Genomic DNA, 20745 nt, shown 5'->3' with positions numbered 1-20745 from the left:
ACCGCGCTTGCGGCCCTATCAGAAATTTCCTTTGAACCAGCCTTTGATTTTCGCTAGCGCCGAATGATCGTCCCTGCTATCACGCTGGACGTGCTCGCCGCGCCCCTTGTGGGGTGCGCTTGCCCGTCCATGGCTCTCAAGACCCTGTCCGTGGCGGGACTCCTGCAGTGCATAGTGCAAAAGCCCAACGCCTGTCGCATAGATGGGATTGCGAACCACGTCCGCCAATCCCCGCACGTTCTGCGGGCAGGCGATACGCACCGGCATATGGAAGATCTCCTCCGCCAGCTCACTCACCCCTTCCATGCGCGATGTGCCGCCGGTCAACACGACCCCGGCGGCCACCATGTCTTCGTAGCCACTACGGCGTAATTCATCGCGTACCAGCGTAAAGAGCTCTTCGTAGCGCGGCTCGACCACTTCCGCCAATGCCTGGCGCGAAAGGTCGCGCGACGCTCGATCGCCAACGCTTGGTACCTTGATCATTTCATCGCTTGCGGCCAGCTGGGTCAGCGCGCAAGCGTACTTGACCTTGATCTCCTCGGCGTGCTGCGTCGGCGTTCGAAGCGCCATCGCAATATCGTTGGTGACCTGGTCACCGGCGATGGGAATGACCGCCGTATGGCGAATCGCCCCTTCGCTGAAAATGGCCATATCGGTCGTTCCCCCACCGATATCCACCATGCAAACGCCCAGCTCGCGCTCGTCTTCGGTCAGTACCGCCATGCTGGAGGCCAACTGCTCCAAAATGATGGCGTCGACTTCCAGCCCACAACGGCGCACGCACTTCTCGATATTTTGCACCGCGTTCAAAGCCGCGGTGACCAGGTGCACCTGCGCCTCCAGGCGCACGCCGGACATACCCAGCGGCTCGCGAATACCGCCCTGGGCATCGATTGAGAACTCCTGGGGCAGCACGTGAAGCACCCGCTGACCTTCGGAAATCGCACGGGCGCGGGCCGAGTCGATAACACGATCAATGTCAGAAGGAGTGACTTCGCGTTCCTTGATCGCAACGACGCCATCTGAATTCATCGAGCTAATATGACTACCGGCAACGCCGACGTAGACCGAATGAATATCGCAGCCGGCCATGAGCTCGGCTTCTTCGACCGCCCGCTGAATCGATTGAACCGTCGATTCGATATTGATCACGACGCCGCGCTTCATTCCCCTTGATGGGTGAGAACCTATACCCGCAATTTCGATGCCGCCATCGTCGGTGGGTTGACCGACAATCGCGACGACCTTGGACGTTCCAATGTCCAGCCCGACAACCATATTGGATGCGTTGGGTGAGCCTGCCATGAGTCGGGTTATCTCCTTATAGTAATCTTTTAACCGATAAACGATCGATGGTCGGCAACCGTTTATCTACCAATGAACATCAATATGGATCGGATGAAACGATCAGGGGCGTCTGCCTGACCCGTTAAATCCAAAAAGCGCCGCGTTTATAAACGCCTTGTTAAAAACAAATCATCACCACTATCACGACTTTTCTCTAAAACACACTGTACATCGACGCCAACACATGTTTATTTATACATGCTTTTATAAAAAGCGAGCTTGAACGCATCCCCCGTTAAAGCCGCCCCAACTCGATCATCTCTCGTCTTGAACCGCTTGACTGGCCAAAACGCGTTATAAGAGACGCTCGAAAGCCATCATATAGAAACGTCCACCAATATACGACTGGTCCCGCCCACGATAATGGGCTTGGCGAAGAATTTAAACCCCAGTAATGGCTTTTCCTTGTTGGCAAACGCTCACTTTTAAGTAAACGTCGGCAACGTTTAATAATGAAGGTGTCGCTACTCTTCGCCGCCGTCGAATTCGGTTTCGCCGTGCCAAGCGACCGCCACACCGTTGGGATAGCGCAAATCGATATAGCGAATCTGGTCGCCCTGACGCGAAAGCTCGCGCTGCCATGAGGCGGTGAGCCGCGCCAAACGCGTGCCGTGTTCGCGCCGCCCAAGCATCACCCAAGCACCGTTATCGAGCTGGAGCCGCCAGGCACCGCGCGGCTCGAGACGCAGCTGAGAAAGCGAAAGTGACAATGTCGCGAAGTGGTTCGTCAGGCGCTGGTAGTAGTCGAGCACCTCTTCACTGCTGCCCACGGGACCCGCCAGGTCGGGGAGGTTCGGCGGCACCTCGAGAGGGGCAAACGCGAAGGGCTCGCCTTCCGGGTTGAGCAGGAAATCGTCGTTCCAGCGCGCGATCGGCTGCTGCTCGACGAGTTCGAACACCAGCGCGTTGGGCCACTCACGCGAGATACGCACCTCGAAAAGCCAGCCGATGGTGAGTGCGCGCTCACGAAGCTCGCCAAGATCCGCCGATAGCCAAGTGGCGTTTTGTACCAGCGGCGCCAGCTGGGTGCGCAGATAGTCGGCGCTGACATACTCCCACTCGCCGCGAATCGAGACGCGCTCGATGGGCCGGTCGAGCCAGAGCCACAGCGCCCTGCCCCCGCCGCCGAGCAGCAGCGCGAGCAGTACGATCCCAAGCCAGGCGTTACGCTTTTTCATATGGTTTCTTCACCGGAACGTCTCACCGGGCTGCGGCGGTCTGGAGAATGTCGAGGACCAGCTCGTCGAAGCCGATGCCGGCGTGAGCCGCCGCCTGGGGTACGAGGCTGTGATCGGTCATGCCGGGCACGGTGTTGACCTCGATGAGCCAGAACGCGCCGTCCTTGTCGCGCATCACGTCGATACGGCCCCAACCGCGGCCGCCCATGGCGCGAAACGCCTTTAGGCACAGCGCCGCCAGCGCCTGCTCGTCGGCATCAGAAAGCCCGCAGGGCAAATGGTAAAGCGTGGTGTTCGAGTGGTACTTGGCTTCGTAGTCATAAAACCCGCCGGGTACCTCCACGCGAATGGCGGGCAGCGTTTGTTCGCCCAGAATCGCGACGGTGTACTCCTCGCCTTCGATGAAGCGCTCGGCCATCACCTGGGCGTCGAAGCGGGCCGCCTCCGTGTAGGCGGCTTTGAGCTCGGCCTGGCTTTTGACGATGCTGATGCCCAGCGTCGAGCCCTCGTGTACCGGCTTGACGATCATCGGCAGACTCAGCGCATCGACCACCGCCGACCAGTCGGCGTCGTCACTTAGCGTGATGCTCTCCGGCGTCGGCAGACCCTGGGCGCGCCACACCTGCTTGGTGCGCTCCTTGTCCATACCGAGCGCCGAGGCGAGTACGCCGCTGCCGGTGTAAGGGATATTCAAAAGCTCCAGCGCCCCTTGCAGGGTACCGTCCTCGCCGCCGCGCCCGTGAAGCGCGATGAACACTTTTGAGGGTGCCAGCGCTTCCAGCCCGGCAAGCCCGCCCTCGCGCGGGTCGTACCCCTGGGCGTTGACGCCCTGACGCTTGAGCGCCTCCAGGACCGCCGCACCACTTTTGAGTGACACCTCGCGCTCGCCGGACGTGCCGCCCAGCACCACCACCACCACCACGTTATCTGTCGCGCTGCCCACTGCCGTTACGCTCATAGTTCAACCTCATCCAACGCAAGCCCGGCCTTCGCCAGCGCCAGCGAAATACCGCCGACGTCCCCGGCGCCCTGAGTAATCAAAATGTCGTCCGGGCGCAGCACCCGTTTCAAAAGCGCCGCCAGTTCCTGTTTGTGCTCGACGAACAGCGGATCGACCTCACCGCGCTGGCGAATGGAGCCGGCAAGCGTTCGCCCTTCCGCGCCTGGAATCACCGCCTCGCCAGCGCTGTAGACGTCCAATAGCACCAGCGTATCGACCTGGGAGAGTACGCGCACGAAGTCCTCGAACAAGTCGCGTGTGCGGCTATAGCGGTGCGGCTGGTACAACATCACCAGCCGCCGTTTGGGCCAGCCCGCGCGCACTGCCTGAATCACCATGTCGACTTCCCGCGGGTGGTGGCCGTAGTCGTCCACCAGCATGACCTCGCCGCCTTGATTCGGCGCGGGAAAGTGGCCGTGTACCTGAAAGCGGCGTCCAACCCCGGCAAAACTCGCCAGGCCCGCGAGAATCGCCTCGTCGCTGACGCCGGCGTCGGTGGCTACTACGATCGCCGCCATGGCGTTCTGCGCGTTGTGGCGGCCAGGCATCGCCAAGCGCACGTCAAGCGGGGCGGCGCCGTCGGGCCGTTGCGCGGTGAAGCTCACCTCGCCTTCGCGCTGGCTGAAATCGGTAATGCGGTAGTCCGCCTCCTCGTTAAAGCCGTAGGTCACGAACTGGCGCTTGACCTGCTCACACAGGCCCTGAACGTGCGGGTCGTCAGTGCAGAGTACCGCAAGGCCGTAGAACGGCAGGTTGTGCAGAAACTCGATGAAGGTGGTCTTGAGCCGCTCGAAGTCGTTGCCGTAGGTCGCCATGTGGTCGGCGTCGATGTTGGTGACGATCGAGACCATCGGCTGCAGGTGCAAAAACGACGCATCGGACTCGTCCGCCTCTGCCACCAGGTAATCACCTTCACCCAAGCGCGCGTTGGCGCCGGCGCTGGTGAGCTTGCCGCCGATCACGAAGGTCGGGTCGAGCCCGCCTTCGGCCAAAAGCGTTGCGGTGAGGCTCGTGGTGGTCGTTTTGCCGTGGGTGCCGGCCACTGCGATGCCGTGGCGAAAGCGCATCAGCTCGGCAAGCATTTCGGCGCGGCGCACTACCGGCACCCGGTGCTCGTGGGCCCAGCGGATTTCCGGGTTGGTCTCGTCGATCGCACTCGACACCACCACGACGTCGGCGCCTTGAACGTTCTGCTCGGCGTGGCCGATGAAGACCTCGACGCCGCAGCCGCGCAGGCGCTCGATAACGGTCGACACGCGCATGTCGCTACCGCTGACCGCGTAGCCCTGATTGGCGAGCACTTCGGCGATACCGCACATGCCCGCCCCGCCAATGCCCACGAAGTGCAGGCGCTTGATGCGCCGCATGCCGGGGCCGCTGGGGCGTACGCTGTGCGATGGCTTGTCGGTAATCATATCGGTCACGCCGAATCTCCTTGCTTCACTAACGAAAGGCATCCTGCCGTCAAACGCTCCAAAGCGTCCAGGTGCGCCGCCTGGCGCGCGCAAGCGGCCATCTCGACCAGGGTGTCACGGGTCAGTAGCTCGTCCAAAAGCGCGGTCAGCCGCTCCGGGGTCAGCTCACTTTGCACCACGCAGCGCGCCGCCCCGGCCTCGACCAGCACCTCGGCGTTGACACGCTGATGATCGTCCACGGCGAAGGGAAACGGCACCAACAGCGCCGGTTTGGCCGCCGCGGCAAGCTCCGCCACGGTCAGGGCGCCGGCGCGGCAAACGACCAAGTCCGCCCAGTTGTAGGCCGCCGCCATATCATTGATGAATGGCTCGACCCGTGCCTTTACGCCAAGCGCTTGATAGCTCTCGAGTGTCGCCGCGTCGCGCTCCCGCCCCGCCTGGTGCCATACCTCGGGGCGATTACCCTCGCCGAGTGCTGCCAGCGCTACCGGCAGGCGCTCGTTGAGGGCGACCGCCCCGAGCGAGCCGCCCACCACCAGCATTCTAAGCGGGCGCGTGCTGAACTCCACAGCGGTGCGCGGGGTCTCGCCAAGCGCGGCGATTTGGCCGCGCACGGGGTTGCCGATCACCTCGGCTCGGGGGCCAAAGGCATTGTCGAAGGCGGCGTAGGTTTTGCTGGCCAGCCGCGACAGTACCCGATTGGTTAACCCCGCCACGGCGTTTTGCTCGTGGATCACCAGCGGTACGCCGCAGAGTTTGGCCGCAAGCCCGCCGGGGCCACTGGCGAAGCCGCCCAGACCCACAACGACGTCCGGCTTGAAGCGCTTGATGACGCGGCGGGCATCCAGCACGGCGCGGCTCAAATTCAGCGGCGCCTTGAGCCAGCCCGCCACCCCCTTCCCGCGAAGCCCGCTGATCGCCACGGTATTGAGCGGTATGCCGGTTTCCGGCACCAGACGGTTCTCGATACCGCGGGGACTACCCAGCCACTGTACTTCCACGTTTTGGGCCATGAGTGCTTGGGCGAGTGACAGCGCGGGGATGACGTGGCCGCCGGTCCCGCCGGCCATGATTAACATGCGTCGACGTGCGTTCGTCGTCACAAACGACTCCTTACTCAAGATAAACGCGGCTCGAAGCGTGATTTATAGGGGGTAGAGGCGCGCCGCGGGCGGTGGCGGGTTTCCGCGTCCACGCGCAGCAGCAGGCCGATCATCATGCCGGTGACCAGAAGGCTCGAGCCGCCGTAGCTAATCAAGGGAAGCGTCAGCCCCTTGGTGGGTAAAAGCCCGGAGCTCACCGCCATGTTGATAAAGGCCTGGGCGGCGATTATGAAGCCGATGCCGTAGCTCACATAGGCGCCAAAAAGGTGGCCGGCGAGCTCCGCCTTTCGGCCAATGAGCATCGCGCGGGTAACGAACAGCGTGAACAGCGCCACCACGCAAACCGCGCCGATCATACCCAGCTCCTCGGCGATGACCGCGAAAATGAAGTCGGTGTGCGCCTCGGGCAGGTAATGAAGTTTTTGTACGCTGTTGCCAAGGCCGGTGCCGGAAATGTGGCCGCGGCCAAAGGCGATCAGCGCCTGAGTCAGCTGATAGCCGGTGGCGAACTGATCCGCCCAGGGGTCGAGAAAGCTCGTCCAGCGCGCCAAGCGGTAGGGTTCCATCACGACCATCATCACCGCGCCGAAGGCTAGCACGCCGCCGCTGCCGATCAACAGCACCATCGAGGCGCCGCTCATCATCAGCATGCCGATCACGCAAACGGTATAAACCACCATGCCGCCGAAGTCCGGCGCAAAAAAGAGCAGCCCAGCAGGCACGGCAAGCACCGCGATCGGCCGCCACATGCTGAACGCACGGGTGCGAAGCTCGTAAGTGAAGCGCGACATGAACGCCGCCATGTAGAAAATCAGCCCCACCTTGCCAAGCTCGGAGATCTGCAGGCTCGGCAAGGGACCGGGCAGCGAAATCCAACGCTTGCTGCCGTTGACCTCCTGGCCTACCAGCAACACCATGACGAGCATGAAAATACTGGCCACCAGAATTAGCGAGGCATTTTGGCGCCAGGCCTCCAGCGGTACGCACAGCATGAACAGACACGCCGCCCCGGAAACCAGCAAAAACAGGGCGTGCTGGCGTGAGTAGTAGTAGCTGTTCTCCAAAAGCCCGACGGAGGCGGAGCTCACCATCACCCAGCCAAGCCCGGCGAGGGTAACCACGGCCACGATCAGCCATAGGTCGCAGGGCAGATTTTTCGTACTTATTGCATTCAAGAAGCGCTGGCGCCGGCTCATGCGTTCACCTCACTACGTTGTCGTGACACCCACTGGCGAAACGCCTCACCGCGCGCCTCGTAGTTGGCAAACTGATCCAGACTCGCGCAGGCCGGCGATAGCAGCACGCAGTCACCAGACTTTGCCACTTCGAGCGCGGCTTCCAACGCCTGCTCCAGCGTCTCGACCTCACGAACCGCCACCGTCGGCGCCAGGGCGGCCTTGAGACGCTGGGCGTCGGCGCCGAACACCAGCACCTGGCGGGCATAGCGCGCCAGGGGAGCGGCCAGCGGCGTAAAATCCGCCCCCTTACCGACGCCGCCGGCCAGCAGCACCAGCCGGCCTTCTAGCGTAGCGCCGATGCCTTCGATGGCGGCAAGTGTGGCGCCGACGTTGGTACCCTTGGAGTCGTTGACGAAGCGCACCCCGTTCAGGGTGTCGATCACTTCGCTACGATGGGGTAAGCCCTTGAACATTTCGAGCACCGCGCACATCGGCGCACGGGAGAACCCAAGCGCCTCGCCAAGTGCCAGCGCCGCTAGGGCGTTCATGTAGTTGTGCCGCCCGGCCATGCCAAGCGCGTCAACGCGCATCACGCGATCAGTTCCCTTGGCAAGCCACTGGTGGCCCTCGAAGGTGACTAGCCCCCACTCGCCTTCACCCGGGGCATCGCCGGTAAAGCGCACGACCGGAACGGTGTCATCAGCCCAAGTGAGCGGGTCGTCGGCATTAACGACGGCAAGCCCTGCATCGATGAAGATACGCGCCTTCGCCTGGCGGTAGCGCTCGAGGGTGGCGTGGCGGTCGAGATGATCTTCGCTCAGGTTCAAAAATGCCGCCGCCGCCGCGCCCAAGCGCGGCGTGGTTTCGAGCTGAAAACTCGAAAGCTCGAGAATGTAAAGCTCGCCGTCAGGATGGGCTTCCAGCAGATCGAGTGCCGCGGTCCCCAGGTTACCACCCACCGCGGCTTTGACGCCCGAGGCCCTGGCCATCTCGCCCAGTAGCGTCGTGACGGTAGATTTGGCGTTGGCGCCGGTGATAGCGGCGACAGGCGCGCTCACCGCTCGCTTGAACAGCGCGATTTCGCCGACAAGCCTGGGCTCGTTGGTCGCCGGGTTGTGCTCGTCCAAAAGCCCTTCCAGGCCCGGTGTGAGCGGATCGACGCCCGGGCTTATCACCACTTCGAAAGCACGGCTGAAATCGACCGCGTCGAGCGGGCCGCAGTAGGTGGCAACGCCCGGGTACTCGACCTTGAAGGCGTCCAGCCCGGGCGGCGTGGCGCGGGTATCGAGCAGCGCAAAGGGTCGGCCCAGGCGCGTCAGGTGGCGGCAAATCGCCCGCCCCGAAACGCCCAGGCCGATCACGGCGGTCACTCCCTCGGGTATGTGCATGGGTTGGCTCCTTGCGTTACGACCCGCGTGAAGGCTAGCGCACCTTGAGGGTGGCAAGCCCCAGCAGCACCAGTACCACGGTGATGATCCAGAAGCGCACGATCACGCGCGGCTCAGGCCAGCCCTTTAGCTCGTAGTGGTGATGAAGCGGCGCCATGCGGAAAATGCGCCGGCCGGTGAGCTTGAACGAGCCCACCTGCAGGATGACCGAGAGGGTCTCGACCACGAAGATACCGCCCATGATGAACAGCACGATCTCCTGACGCACGATCACCGCGACCACGCCCAGCGCCGCCCCCAGCGCAAGCGCGCCCACGTCGCCCATGAAGACCTGAGCGGGATAGGTGTTGAACCACAAAAAGCCCAGACCCGCGCCGGCGATGGTCGCACAGAACACCGCGATTTCGCCGGTGCCGAGAATGAAGGGAATATGCAGATAGTTGGCGAACACCGCATTGCCGCTGGCGTAGGCAAACACCGCCAGACCCATGGCGACGAGCACCGTCGGCATGATCGCCAAACCATCCAGACCGTCAGTCAGGTTGACCGCGTTGGAGCTGCCGACGATGACGAAATAGGTCAGCACGATATAGAAAAGACCCAGCGGCAGCGCGAAATCCTTGACCAGCGGCAGCAGCAGACTGGTCTCGGCGGCGCTAGTGGCATTGAGATAGAGAATCAGGGCAGCGCCCAGCCCCACCACCGACTGCCAGAAATATTTCCAGCGCGCGGGCAAGCCCCGAGGATTTTTCTCGACCACCTTGCGATAGTCATCGACCCAGCCGATCGCGCCGAAACCCAGCGTCACCGCCAGCACCACCCAGACGTAGTAGTTGGCCAGATCGCCCCACACCAGCGTGCTGATCGCGATCGACATCAAAATCATGACCCCGCCCATGGTCGGCGTACCGGCCTTGGAAAGGTGCGACTGCGGGCCATCGTCGCGCACCGATTGGCCGATCTGACCCTCGACGAGCCGGCGAATGACCCAAGGGCCTAGCCACAGGCAGATCATCAGCGCGGTGATGGCGGCAAGAATGATGCGAAGCGTGAGGTAATTAAAAACCTGAAAGGCGCTTTGATATTGAGCTAGAAAGTTCGCCAGGTGAAGTAACATGAACGGCGTTTACCCTGTTTCAACCGAGCAGCGCGGCAATGACGCGTTCCATGCCCGCACTGCGTGACCCTTTGACCAGCAGCGTGGCGTTGGGCGGCAGCGTATTAATAAGATGACGCGCAAGCGTCTCGTGGTCGTCGAAGTGGTGCCCGCGACCAAAGGCATCGCTCGCTGCTCGCGTGGCGTCGCCGCAGGTCAGCAGCGTATCAACCCCCAGCGCTTGTGCGAAGCGGCCGACCTCGGCGTGAAGCGCCTCGCTCTCATCGCCAAGCTCGCCCATTGCCCCCATGGCGAACCAGTGCGGACCGGGAAAGCGCGTGAGCGTCTCGAGCGCGACCTTCATCGCCCCCGGGTTGGCGTTGTAGGTGTCGTCCAGAAGCGTCGTGCCGTTGGGGCCTTCGATCACGCTGAGCCGCCCTTTCAGCGGCGCGAAAGCGCACAGCGCCTCAACAACGCGCCTTGGCGCCACGCCCACGGCAAGCGCAGCGGCGGCGGCGGCCAGGGCGTTGCTGACGTTGTGCTTGCCGGCAAGCTTGAGCCGCACCTCGCCTAGCGACGCGCCGTTTTGAACAAGCGTGAAAGCATACCGCCCTTGCGAGTCGCAGGAAAGAGCCCGGGCGCAGACATCCGCCTCGGCTTCGACGGCGTAGCTCACCACCGGCCCAGGAGCGAGCGCCGCCCAAGTGGCGAAGTAACGATCCTCCGCGTTGAGCACGGCAACGCCTGCAGGCGTAAGCCCGAGCAAAATTTCGCTCTTGGCCTGGGCGATCTGCCCCATACCACCAAATTCGCCGACGTGGGCGCCGGTCACGTTGGTGATAATGGCAACGTCCGGCGCGGCGAGCCGGCTGGTCCAGGCGATCTCGCCCAAGTGGTTGGCGCCAAGCTCCACCACCGCCGCCCGATGCTCGGGAGCCAAGCGTAGAAGCGTCAGCGGCGCGCCGAAGTCGTTGTTCAGATTGCCTTGCGTTGCCAGCACCTGGCCGAGTGGGGCGAGCAGCGCCGCGATCATCTCCTTGACCGTGGTCTTGCCACTGTTGCCCGTCACGGCCACCAGCGGATGAACGAACCGCTGGCGCTGCGCGCGACCCAAAAGCCCTAAAGCCAAGCGGGTGTCAGCGCAGACGACTTGGGGCAGAGCGCTCTCAATAGGCGTTTCGACCAGCGCCGCCGCGGCGCCCTGCTCGAGCGCCTGGGCCAAAAAGGCATGGCCGTCAAAGCGCTCGCCTCTAAGCGCTACGAAAAGCGCTCCGGGAGCGATCTGGCGCGTATCAGTGGTGACGCTCGAAAAGCGGCAATCCGGAAAGTCATCGGCGAGCGTGACGTTGAGCGCCTGTGCGACTCGCTGTGAGCTCCACTGCATCAGCGCACGCTCCGAGCGGCCAGCGCCTTTTGCACCTCAAGATCGTCGCGGTAGGCGTGACGGACGCCGTCGATCTCCTGGTAGGGCTCGTGCCCTTTACCGGCGATCAGCACCACGTCCTGGGGACCGGCCGTTGCGACCACCTCAGCGATGGCGGCTCGGCGATCCCCGACCTCGCGAAACGAGGCGTTCTCACTAAAGCCTTCGATGATCATACGGCGGATTGCGTCGGCGGGCTCGCCGCGCGGATTGTCATCGGTAATGACGCAGTGATCGGCGAGAGACTCCGCGACGCGCGCCATTTCCGCACGCTTGCCGGTATCGCGCTCGCCGCCGCAGCCAAAGACGCACCAGAGCTTGCCGGCATCGCCCAGATGCTCGCCAAGCGCGCCCAAGGCGGCGCCGAGGGCATCCGGGGTATGGGCGTAGTCGATGACCACGCTCGGGGCGCCCTCCTCCTTGAGCAGTGCCATACGACCGGGCACCGGCGAAAGTTTGGCGGCGGCGTCGAAGAGTGCTGCCAGCGGCTCGCCTAGACCGTAAAGCGTGGCGATGGCGAGCAGCACATTGTCGAGGTTGAACCGCCCCATTAGGCCGAGTTCGAGCGTCTTTTCGCCTTTCGGCGTGGCGATCAGCGCGTTCTGGCCCAACGCGTGGGGATGCCAGCCAACGACGCGCAGCGTGCACGCCTGGTCTTCACCGACTGCCAGCACGCGCACGCCTTTTTCGAGCCCGGCCAGCATAAGCCGGGTCAGCGGGTCCGCGGCGTTGACCACGGCGAGGGTGATTTCGGAGCGGCGAAAGAGCCTGGCCTTGGACGCCGCGTAGGCGGCCATGCTGCCGTGGTAATCCAGATGATCGCGGCTCAAGTTGGTAAACACGCCAACGCTGATCGGACAGCCGTCGAGGCGACCCTGGTCGAGCGCGTGGGACGAGGCCTCCAGCGCCACTCGGTGGGCGCCGCTTTGGGCAAGCCCTGACAGCGCGTGCTGAAGTGCCAGCGGCCCCGGCGTGGTGAGGCCGCTATCGTTTAGACGGTCGAGCCGGCCGGTGCCGAGTGTGCCGATCACCCCCGCGGGGGTATCCAGTTGCTCGCTGAGCGCGGCAATGTAGTGGGTTACCGAGCTTTTGCCGTTGGTGCCGGTCACGCCAATGAGGTCGAGCCCACCGGGCACGGCGAAGAGAGTGCGGCCGAACTCACCCAGCCGACGCGCCAGATGCGGAAGATGCAGCACCTGCCCTTCCAACTGCACGCTCGGGCTATCGGCGTGGGCGAGCACCAGCGCCGCGCCCTGGCTGAGCGCCGCCTCGATAAACTCACGGCCATCCCGGGCGCTGCCGGGCACTGCGACGAACACGTCGCCGCTTTTAATCGCGCGGGAGTCGCTGGTGATGCAAAACTCGTCGGTAAGTACCGGCAGCTTAGGCGGCAGCTGCTGGGGCGGCCACCCTCGGGTCAACGCCTCCCAAAGGCGGGCGGGGCTGGACGTCATCTTGTCTCCTTCACGCTATGGCACTTCGTAATCGGGCGGCACGTCGAGCAGACGCAAGGCGTTACCGGTGACGCTGGAGAAAACCGGCGCGGCGACCGCGCCGCCGTAGAACTGCCCGGCCCGCGGATGATCGATCATCACCACCGTGACGATACGCGGATCAGAAATCGGCGCGATACCGGCGAACACGCTGCGATAAGCGTTTTCGGCGTAACCCTGCTGACCGGTCTTGCGCACCGTGCCGGTCTTGCCGCCGACACGATACCCTTCAACCCGGGCGCGGCGCCCGCCGGAGTTGGGCCCAACGGAGCTTTCCAGAATGTCGAGCAGGTCGTTGGCAACGCTTGGCTGGATCGCCGGGATGCCCTGGGGCGGCTCGGAAAGGCGCAGAATCGACGGCGGCATGCGCACACCGTCGTTGGCAAGTGCGGTATAAGCGCTGGCGAGCTGCACCGCCGAGGCCGAAAGCCCGTAGCCGTAGGAGAGCGCGGCACGCTCGCTGCGCGACCAGCGTACCGGCGCCGGCAGGCTGCCCGTGGACTCGCCGGGAAAGCCGGTGCCCGGGCTCTGGCCAAAGCCGAGCTGGTTGTATTTTTCCCAGATCGCAGTGTCGTCGAGCTGGAGCGCGAGCTTCGACATGCCGATGTTGGAGGACTTCTCCAGAATACCGGCCAAATCGAGCTTGCCGTGGTTGCTGACGTCGCGAATGGTGAAGCGGTCGATGCGCATCCAGCCAGGCGAGGTATCGATGACCACGTCACGATCGACTACGCCGCTCTCCAGCACCGCCGCCATCGCCAGCGGCTTCATCACAGAGCCGGGCTCGAACACGTCGACCAGCGCCTGGTTGCGAAGCCCCCGGGGGTCGAGGCCGGCGCGGTTGTTGGGGTTGTAGGACGGCAGGTTAGCCATTGCCAGCACTTCGCCGGTGCGCACATCCATGGTCACCAGCACGCCGCCGTCGGCTTCGTTCTCCGCCACCGCCGCACGCAATTCGCGATAAGCCATATACTGGATACGCTGGTCGATAGAGAGCGTCAGTTCGCCGCCGGGCTGGGCGTCGCTGATCACGCCAAGCTCGCGCACCAGCCGCCCGCGCCGGTCGTTGAGCACGCGGCGCTGGCCCGGGTGACCGGCCAAAAACGGTTGGTAGGCAAGCTCGAGGCCTTCCTGGCCCACGTCGTCGACGTTGGTCACGCCCAGAAGCTGGGCGGCGACTTCACCGGCCGGGTAGTAGCGCTTGTACTCGCGCTGCTGATACACGCCGGGCGTGCGCAGATCGAGAATGCGCTGGGCCGCCTCTGGCGTCATCTGGCGGCGCAGATACATGAATTCGCGGCTTTCGTAGCGCTCGACGCGCGCCTCGAAATCGTCGAGGCTCACCCCTAGCGCTTGGGCGAGCATGACGCGCTGGATGCCATCCGTAGGCAGCTCCTGGGGGTTGGCCCAAAGCGTCACTACGGGCGTCGAGATCGCCAGCGGCTCGCCGTTTCGGTCGGTGATCATGCCGCGGTGGGAAGGAATGACTTCGTGGCGCAGCGTGCGCGCGTCGCCCTGGCTTTGCAAAAAGGGCCGGTCGATGACCTGCAAAAGCGTAATGCGCCCGACCAGTACACAGGCTGCCACTGCCACCAGAATCAGAATGAAGAGAAAGCGCCCGCCCGCCAGCGGCGGCGCTATGGGGTGCTGTCGGGACGAGCCTCCCCGGCGGCGTTGATTCATGGCCGAATCACCTCGACATCGTCTACATCGGGAATGCGCATTTCAAGACGCTCGGTGGCGATCTGCTCGACTCGGGCCGGCGTCGACCAGGCGCCCTCTTCGAGCAGCAGCTGACCCCACTCGGTTTGCAGTTGGTTCTTCTCCTGCTCGAGGCGCTGGAGCTGGGCGAACTGGGTTCGCGTCATGTGGGTGGTCACCACCACGGCTAGAGCGGTCAGCAGACAGGCCAAAAACAGCGCGGTGATGATCAGTGGCCACACGCGCAGGCGTAGCTTGAACGGCCACTCGCTGCGCATGACAGACCACCAGTAATCGATTCGATCCAGCATGGCTAGCCTCGCTTTTTGGCTGCCCGCATCACGGCGCTTCGCGCGCGCGGGTTTTGCGCCACTTCGTTCTCGCTTGGCCGCACGCCCTTGTTGAGCGCCTCGAGCCGGCGATTGATCTGGTCGTCACGAATCGGCACGCCGCGGGGCAGGTCGGTATCGCCGCGCACGTGGTGGCGAATGAAGCGCTTGACCCGGCGATCCTCGAGCGAGTGAAAGCTGATCACCACCAGATGACCGCCCGGCGCCAGCGCCTCGAGCGCCGCCTCGAGGGCGGCGTCGAGCTGATCGAGCTCGCCGTTCAAATGAATCCGCAGCCCCTGGAAGGCCTTGGTAGCCGGGTGGCGCCCCTTCTCCCAGGCAGGATGGGCGGCCTTGAGGACTTCTGCCAGATCCAGCGTATGAGTGAAGGGTTTTTCCGTGCGGCGGGTTACGACCGCGCGCGCCAGCCGCTTGCCAAAGCGCTCCTCGCCAAGGGTCTTGAACACGTGGGCGATATCGGCTTCGCTTGCGCGCGCCAGAAAATCCGCCGCGCTCTCGCCCTGGGTTGGGTCCATGCGCATATCGAGCGGGCCGTTGCGCATGAAGCTGAAACCGCGCTCCGGGTCGTCGAGCTGGGGCGACGACACGCCAACGTCCAACAGAATACCGGCGAGTTTGCCGTGAAGGCCGAGCTCTTTGGTGTACTCGCCCAAGCGCGCGAACTCGCGCCGGGTGATCGCAAAACGTGCGTCGTCGATGTCATCGGCGGCGGCGATCGCCTGAGGGTCGCGGTCCATGGCCAGCAGCCGGCCGTTTTCGTCAAGGCGCGAAAGAATCAGGCGCGAATGGCCGCCGCGGCCAAAGGTACCGTCCAGATAGACACCGTCGGTTTGATGAACGAGGGTATCGACCGCGCCGTCCAGCAACACGCTGGTGTGGCGAAAGTCGGAAGCGGTCTGGCTTGCAGAGGACATGTTACGCACGCTGTGTTGAAAGACCCTGGCGGGTCTTTTATGGAAATGGGGAGTCGGCCGGTAAGCCGGGTTCTGTCGTGGACAGTCATTCCTCTAGGCGCTTTGTCGCCAAAGCGCTCAAGCAACCTACCCGGACCCAGCGCGGGCCACGCCAATGGGTCCCTATTTGGTCTTGCTCCGAGTGGGGTTTACCTTGCCACGCACTGTTACCAGGCGCGCGGTGCGCTCTTACCGCACCCTTTCACCCTTACCGGTCCACAAGGAACCGGCGGTCTACTCTCTGCTGCACTTTCCGTCGGCTCGCGCCGCCCAGGCGTTACCTGGCACTCTGCCCTATGGAGCCCGGACTTTCCTCCCCTGCGCACGCGCAGCGGCGACTGTCTGGCCAACTCCGGCGGCAAGCATACCAGCGCCCTGCCCGCGCCTCAATGCCCGGTTTTCATTACGCGTTTCAAGGCCCTAACCTGCCTTATGAGTCGGGTTTCATCATTTGGAGCCGTGCGTACCACTCTTTCTTGCGCCCGCCCAGAAGGTTCGCCGCAATCGCCGCGCCTTGCTTTACGCCCACGCCTTCATCGAGCAGCGTTTTCAACAGCGTTTCGTCGTCGATACTCTGCTCGCTCGCTTTTTGAACCGCCGGCGCGCCGCCGATCATGACCACGAACTCGCCGCGCGCCTGATTGGGGTCCGCGGCCAGAATATCCAGAAGCTTTGACGCCACGCCCTGCAAGAAGGTCTCGAAGGTTTTGGTCAGCTCACGGGCCAGCACGATGGGCCGCTCTGGCATCTGCTCGGCGAGCGCCTCGAGGGTCGCCACGATCCGGTGGGGAGATTCGTAGAACACCAGCGTCTCTTCGCGCTTTTGGTAGCTTTCCAACGCTTGGCGCCGGGCGCCGGCCTTGGCGGGCAGAAAACCGGCGAAGGTAAAGCGGTCGGTGGGTAGACCCGCCCCGCTCAGCGCGGCGGTCAGCGCACACACCCCCGGAATGGGGACGATATGGCGGTTGCGCGAACGCAGCGCTCTTACCAGAATGAAGCCCGGGTCACTGATCAAGGGCGTGCCGGCATCGCTGATCAAGGCGATACTTTCGCCGGCCTCGAGGTAGGCGTCCAGCGACTCCACCCGGTGCGCTTCGTTGTGCTCATGAAGCGACAGTAGAGGCTTATTGATCCCCAAGTGACTTAAAAGCCGTGCGCTGTGCCGGGTGTCCTCGGCGGCGATGCGCGATACGCTTTCAAGAATCCGGGCGGCACGCGGCGTCAGGTCCTCCAAATTCCCAATTGGCGTGGCAACCACGTACAATGTGCCCGGAGGCTGGTAGCTCATATTGGCTCCTGATTGACTATTCTGGATTGACTCGTAGCTCTCGCTGATGGTGCGCTATGCTTGTGCAAGGATTAAGGGACTCGTCCTCGGCTTTAAACAGCGCCAACGAAAAAACCAAGGAAGCATACATGAAACGTTCACTCCGTGGCCTGCTCGCCACTGCCTTTACGGCTCTATTGATCAGCGGCTGTGCCATCCAACAGCCCGGCGGCGTCGACCGCATATCCGACGAAGACGCCGGGCGACTGCTGAGCCAGGCCGAACAGCAAGGCCCCGAGCAGGCCTCGTTGAGCCGGCTCGAAGCCGCCACCATTTTGGCAGGCCAGGGCGATCGCGAAGCGGCGTTCGATGCCGCCGCCGCGGTGGACGAGGCAAGCCTGTCCGAGCGTGACCGGGTACGCTGGGCGCTGCTGTTTTCCGAGCTCGGCCGGGCGCTCGACGACCCGCGCGCCGTGCTGCGCGCCACTCAGGTGCTGGACGACGAGCTGCCGATGCAGGGTAACGAGCAGCAAACCCTGCGCGAGCGTGCCCAGTGGGCCCGTCAGGCAATGGGCGAGCCGGGCCGTATCCAGGCTACCCTGCCGGCACTGGAGGGGGAAGACATTCGCCGGATCATGGTGGCACTGCCGCAGTCCGGGCCGCTCAGTAGCGTTGCCGATACCATCAGTAACGCCATGCGCGAGCACAGCAAGATCCGCGGCCAGGGCGTCGAGCTTACTTTCGTCGACTCCTCGCAGTACTCCGCGGACGAACTCTATAGCCGCGCCCAGCAAATGAACGCCCAGCTGATCGTCGGCCCGCTGGACAAAGAAGACGTTACCCGGCTCGAGCAGCGCCAAAGCGTTCCGCTTCCGACGCTGGCGCTGAACTACGGCAGCGGCGCGCAAAACCAGGCCGCCGGCCTTTTCCAGTACGGCCTCTCCGCTGAAGACGAAGCCCGCCAGGCGGCGCGGCGCGCCTACCAGGACGGCCGCCGCCAGGTAGCGGTTATGGTGCCGGACAACGACTGGGGCCGCCGCGTGGGCGAGGCGTTCTGGAACGAGTTTCACCAACTCGGCGGTGAAGTCCCCAATGCCGTTCGCTATAACCCGAGTAACGACGTCTCGAGCGCGGTGGAAACGGCGCTGAACGTCAGCGGCGGTCGCGCTCAGCTGGGTAATATCGATGGCCTATTCCTGCTCGCGCTGCCCGAGTACGCGCGCCAGGTGCCGCCGATGATGGACTTCTATTACGCCCAGAAGCTGCCGATCTACGCGACCTCGCACCTGCACGAAGGCACCCAAGAACGGCGCCTGAACCAGGACCTCGATGACGTAATGTTCGTCGATATCCCGTGGCAGATTCCGGACGCCGCGGTAGGCGGTGCCGAAGCGCTGCCCTTCTACTCGAGCTACCATGCGCTTCACGGCGAAGCCGACGCCTCGCTTTTCCGCCTGCAGGCGATGGGCGTCGATGCTTACGAGCTTGCCACGCACCTGTCGGACCTTTCCTCCATTCAAGGCTTCAACGGCAGCACCGGCACGCTGTCGATGTCCGGCGACGGCCGTATTCACCGCGAACTGCCCTGGGCGCGCTTCCAGAACGGCCGCCCCGCGCCGATTCTGTCGCCAGGACTTTTGGGTGACGAATAAGCCGCAAACTGCGCGCCGTCGCGGCGCCGCCACCGAGCAGCTTGCGGCTCGGTGGCTCGAAGAGCGGGGCTTAACACTCGTCAGCGCCAACTATCAGGTCAAGGGTGGTGAGCTCGATTTGATCATGAGAGATGGCGATACGCTGGTATTCGTCGAGGTCAAGTACCGCGCTACGACGCGAGGCGGCCATCCGCTCGAAACCATCACACCACAAAAGCAGCACCGCCTGATTCGGGCGGCGTCGCTCTATTTAGCGCGCATGGCTGTCTCGACACCCTGTCGTTTTGATATTCTAGCGATCACCGGTCACCCACCTGCTCTCGAGTTTCACTGGGAGAAGGCGGCGTTTGACGCATACTGACTTACACCAGGAAGCCCTCATGGACTTTCAATCCCGCATTTTAAGCCACTTCAATTCAAGCATTGATACCAAAACCTACGCCAGCGAAGTGCTGCCTCCGTTCATCGAAGTCGCCAGCCAAATGATGGTGCAGTGCCTGGTCAACGAGGGCAAAATTCTTGCCTGTGGCAACGGCGGTAGCGCCGGCGATAGCCAGCACTTCTCGGCGGAGCTTTTAAACCGCTTCGAGCGCGAACGCCCGAGCCTGCCAGCGCTGGCGCTAACCACCGATACCTCCACACTCACCTCGATCGCCAACGACTATAGCTACAACGAGGTCTTCTCCAAGCAGATTAGGGCGCTGGGCCAGCCTGGCGATATACTGCTGGCGATTTCAACCAGCGGTAACTCCGCCAATATCGTTCAGGCGATTCAGGCGGCTCATGATCGCGATATGGCGGTGGTTGCACTGACCGGGCGCGACGGTGGCGACATGGCCTCGCTCTTGGGCCAGGACGATTGCGAAATCCGCGTGCCGGCCACTTCCACCGCACGCATCCAGGAAGTACATCTTCTGGCGATCCACTGCCTGTGCGATCTCATCGATGAGCAGCTATTCGGCGGCGGCGCTTAGGCGCACCGTATACACGATACTTTTTTATACTTTCAGGAGTTGGCGATGGCCCTTTGTAACGCGTTTCGTTCCTTTTGCTTGATCACCGCCTGCAGTGCGGTACTGCTGGCCGGCTGTGCCAACAACTCGGCGTCGAACCCGTCCAACTACGCCCAGCGCAGCAACGATGTCGAGGCGGTCGACGCCACCATCGAGCGCCAGGTCGAGCGAGCCCTGGATCAGGCAGATGCTCGCCTGGGCGATGCGCGCATTCGCGCCCACAGCTATAACGGCACGGTACTGCTGGTCGGCCAGGTGCCGAGCGAAGAGCTGCGCACCATGGCAGGTGAAGTGACCGGCGACCTGCGCGGCGTCAACCAGGTACACAATCAGCTGGCGATCGCCGCCAACCTGCCCGCGAGCCAGCGTTTGACCGATACCTGGCTGACCACCAACGTGGTGAGCCATTTGGCCACCAACGAGCACATCGATTCATCGAAGCTCAAGGTGACCACCGAGAACGCCAGCGTCTACCTGATGGGCATGGTGACCCGCCAGGAAGCGGATCGCATCGTCAACGAGGCCTCTGCCGTCAGCGGCATCCAGCGCATCGTCAAGGTATTCGACTACATCGATTGATCGGCGCTTTGCCGGCCAACATCGCCGGCACGCTGACATGGCACACAAAAAAGCCCCGCACACGAATCGTGTGCGGGGCTTTTTCGTTGCGAAGAGAGCGGCTATTTGACGACGCGAAGCGTTGGCTTCTTTTTGGCCTTGCCCTCTTCCTTCTTCTTTTCCTTATCCGGCGCATCGACCTGACTTTCGTCGGCGGGGCCGGTAACGCTTAGCTGCGGGCCAGCGCTTTCGTCGATGTCCGAGGTTTCGAGCTCCTCATCGTCGCTATCGAGCTCCGGCTCCTGGCCAAATACCATGCCCGCGCCGTTTTCACGGGCATAAATGGCGATCAGCGCGTTGATCGGCACCATGACCTGCATCGGCTGGCCGCCAAAGCGCGCGCTGAAGCCGATGGCCTCGTTCTCCATGAACAGATCGCGCACCGCCGTTGGGGCGACGTTCAACACAATCTGGCCGTTTTGCACGAACTGACGCGGCACCTCGACGCCTGGCTGGGTCGCATCGACCACCAGGTGCGGGGTCAGTTCGTTGTCCAGAAGCCACTGATACAGGGCCCGGGCAATATAGGGACGGCTCGATTTCATAAGACTCCCCTTGTATCCATAA

General features: G+C 63.4%; 19 protein-coding genes and 1 other RNA gene. 4 read left to right on the top strand and 16 right to left on the bottom strand.

The genetic code is table 11. From position 1 onward, the window contains the following. Nucleotides 1-18: 18 nt before the first annotated feature. The 15 genes from ftsA to rsmI all read right to left on the bottom strand — a co-directional run bounded on the left by ftsA (nucleotide 19) and on the right by rsmI (nucleotide 16916). Nucleotides 19-1308, bottom strand: coding sequence for a cell division protein FtsA (gene ftsA, locus MQW23_RS09150; RefSeq protein ID WP_252107574.1), 1290 nt, complete (start codon nucleotides 1306-1308; stop codon nucleotides 19-21). 506 nt (nucleotides 1309-1814) lie between these two features. Continuing rightward, a complete protein-coding gene (locus tag MQW23_RS09145) occupies nucleotides 1815-2528 on the bottom strand; it encodes a cell division protein FtsQ/DivIB (RefSeq protein ID WP_252107572.1) in 714 nt (237 codons plus the stop codon). A 22-nt stretch (nucleotides 2529-2550) separates the two neighbouring features. Continuing rightward, nucleotides 2551-3486 (bottom strand): D-alanine--D-alanine ligase, encoded by a 936-nt coding sequence (locus MQW23_RS09140; protein ID WP_252107570.1) that lies wholly within the window; start codon nucleotides 3484-3486, stop codon nucleotides 2551-2553. After that, nucleotides 3483-4943 carry a UDP-N-acetylmuramate--L-alanine ligase gene (gene murC / locus MQW23_RS09135; RefSeq protein WP_252107683.1) on the bottom strand — a complete coding sequence of 487 codons (1461 nt, stop codon included), beginning with the start codon at nucleotides 4941-4943 and terminating at the stop codon, nucleotides 3483-3485. The genes MQW23_RS09140 and murC overlap by 4 nt, the downstream gene beginning before the upstream one ends. Before the next feature lie 5 nt (nucleotides 4944-4948). Continuing rightward, a complete protein-coding gene (gene murG / locus MQW23_RS09130; protein ID WP_264297475.1) occupies nucleotides 4949-6046 on the bottom strand; it encodes an undecaprenyldiphospho-muramoylpentapeptide beta-N-acetylglucosaminyltransferase in 1098 nt (365 codons plus the stop codon). Nucleotides 6047-6060: 14 nt separating this feature from the next. Beyond that, the gene (gene ftsW, locus MQW23_RS09125) at nucleotides 6061-7242 is read right to left on the bottom strand and encodes a putative lipid II flippase FtsW (RefSeq protein WP_252107568.1); all 1182 of its coding nucleotides are present in this window, start codon (nucleotides 7240-7242) and stop codon (nucleotides 6061-6063) included. Further along, nucleotides 7239-8612, bottom strand: a complete 1374-nt coding sequence (murD, locus tag MQW23_RS09120; protein ID WP_252107566.1) for a UDP-N-acetylmuramoyl-L-alanine--D-glutamate ligase — start codon at nucleotides 8610-8612, stop codon at nucleotides 7239-7241. The genes ftsW and murD overlap by 4 nt, the downstream gene beginning before the upstream one ends. Before the next feature lie 34 nt (nucleotides 8613-8646). After that, nucleotides 8647-9729, bottom strand: coding sequence for a phospho-N-acetylmuramoyl-pentapeptide-transferase (gene mraY / locus MQW23_RS09115; protein ID WP_252107564.1), 1083 nt, complete (start codon nucleotides 9727-9729; stop codon nucleotides 8647-8649). Nucleotides 9730-9748: 19 nt separating this feature from the next. Next, entirely contained in the window at nucleotides 9749-11092 is a 1344-nt protein-coding gene (locus MQW23_RS09110) for a UDP-N-acetylmuramoyl-tripeptide--D-alanyl-D-alanine ligase (protein WP_252107563.1), read from the bottom strand. After that, nucleotides 11092-12585, bottom strand: coding sequence for a UDP-N-acetylmuramoyl-L-alanyl-D-glutamate--2,6-diaminopimelate ligase (locus MQW23_RS09105; RefSeq protein WP_252107561.1), 1494 nt, complete (start codon nucleotides 12583-12585; stop codon nucleotides 11092-11094). Before MQW23_RS09105 ends, MQW23_RS09110 begins: the two co-directional genes overlap by 1 nt. Before the next feature lie 15 nt (nucleotides 12586-12600). Next, complete coding sequence (locus MQW23_RS09100) at nucleotides 12601-14307, bottom strand: peptidoglycan D,D-transpeptidase FtsI family protein (RefSeq protein ID WP_252107559.1); 1707 nt, start codon at nucleotides 14305-14307, stop codon at nucleotides 12601-12603. Next, nucleotides 14304-14636 (bottom strand): cell division protein FtsL, encoded by a 333-nt coding sequence (gene ftsL / locus MQW23_RS09095; RefSeq protein WP_252107555.1) that lies wholly within the window; start codon nucleotides 14634-14636, stop codon nucleotides 14304-14306. The genes MQW23_RS09100 and ftsL overlap by 4 nt, the downstream gene beginning before the upstream one ends. Nucleotides 14637-14638: 2 nt before the next feature. Then, nucleotides 14639-15589: a 16S rRNA (cytosine(1402)-N(4))-methyltransferase RsmH gene (gene rsmH, locus MQW23_RS09090; protein ID WP_252107548.1), complete on the bottom strand. Its 951-nt coding sequence runs from the start codon at nucleotides 15587-15589 to the stop codon at nucleotides 14639-14641. A 45-nt stretch (nucleotides 15590-15634) separates the two neighbouring features. Continuing rightward, nucleotides 15635-15982, bottom strand: an RNA gene (gene rnpB / locus MQW23_RS09085) — RNase P RNA component class A. 76 nt (nucleotides 15983-16058) lie between these two features. Beyond that, on the bottom strand, nucleotides 16059-16916 hold the full coding sequence (rsmI, locus tag MQW23_RS09080; protein ID WP_252107546.1) for a 16S rRNA (cytidine(1402)-2'-O)-methyltransferase: 858 nt from the start codon (nucleotides 16914-16916) through the stop codon (nucleotides 16059-16061). A gap of 128 nt (nucleotides 16917-17044) precedes the next feature. Between rsmI and MQW23_RS09075 the strand changes: the two genes are divergently transcribed. Genes MQW23_RS09075 through MQW23_RS09060 form a run of 4 tightly spaced genes read left to right on the top strand, consistent with a single transcriptional unit; the run spans nucleotide 17045 to nucleotide 20139 of the window. Next, entirely contained in the window at nucleotides 17045-18547 is a 1503-nt protein-coding gene (locus MQW23_RS09075) for a penicillin-binding protein activator (protein WP_252107544.1), read from the top strand. Next, on the top strand, nucleotides 18537-18908 hold the full coding sequence (locus tag MQW23_RS09070; protein WP_252107542.1) for a YraN family protein: 372 nt from the start codon (nucleotides 18537-18539) through the stop codon (nucleotides 18906-18908). Before MQW23_RS09075 ends, MQW23_RS09070 begins: the two co-directional genes overlap by 11 nt. 19 nt (nucleotides 18909-18927) lie before the next feature. After that, nucleotides 18928-19521: a phosphoheptose isomerase gene (locus MQW23_RS09065; RefSeq protein WP_252107541.1), complete on the top strand. Its 594-nt coding sequence runs from the start codon at nucleotides 18928-18930 to the stop codon at nucleotides 19519-19521. A 45-nt stretch (nucleotides 19522-19566) separates the two neighbouring features. Then, a complete protein-coding gene (locus tag MQW23_RS09060) occupies nucleotides 19567-20139 on the top strand; it encodes a BON domain-containing protein (protein ID WP_252107539.1) in 573 nt (190 codons plus the stop codon). Between the two features lie 101 nt (nucleotides 20140-20240). On the opposite strand, the gene MQW23_RS09055 is transcribed toward MQW23_RS09060, so the two are convergent. Further along, on the bottom strand, nucleotides 20241-20723 hold the full coding sequence (locus tag MQW23_RS09055; protein WP_252107537.1) for a ClpXP protease specificity-enhancing factor: 483 nt from the start codon (nucleotides 20721-20723) through the stop codon (nucleotides 20241-20243). Nucleotides 20724-20745 lie beyond the last annotated feature (22 nt).

The sequence above is a fragment of the Halomonas sp. S3-1-1 genome (assembly GCF_023757625.1).
Taxonomy (GTDB): Bacteria; Pseudomonadota; Gammaproteobacteria; order Pseudomonadales; family Halomonadaceae; genus Vreelandella.
The sequence above is the reverse complement of the archived record's forward strand: the minus strand, read 5'-3'. Positions and strand labels throughout refer to the sequence as shown.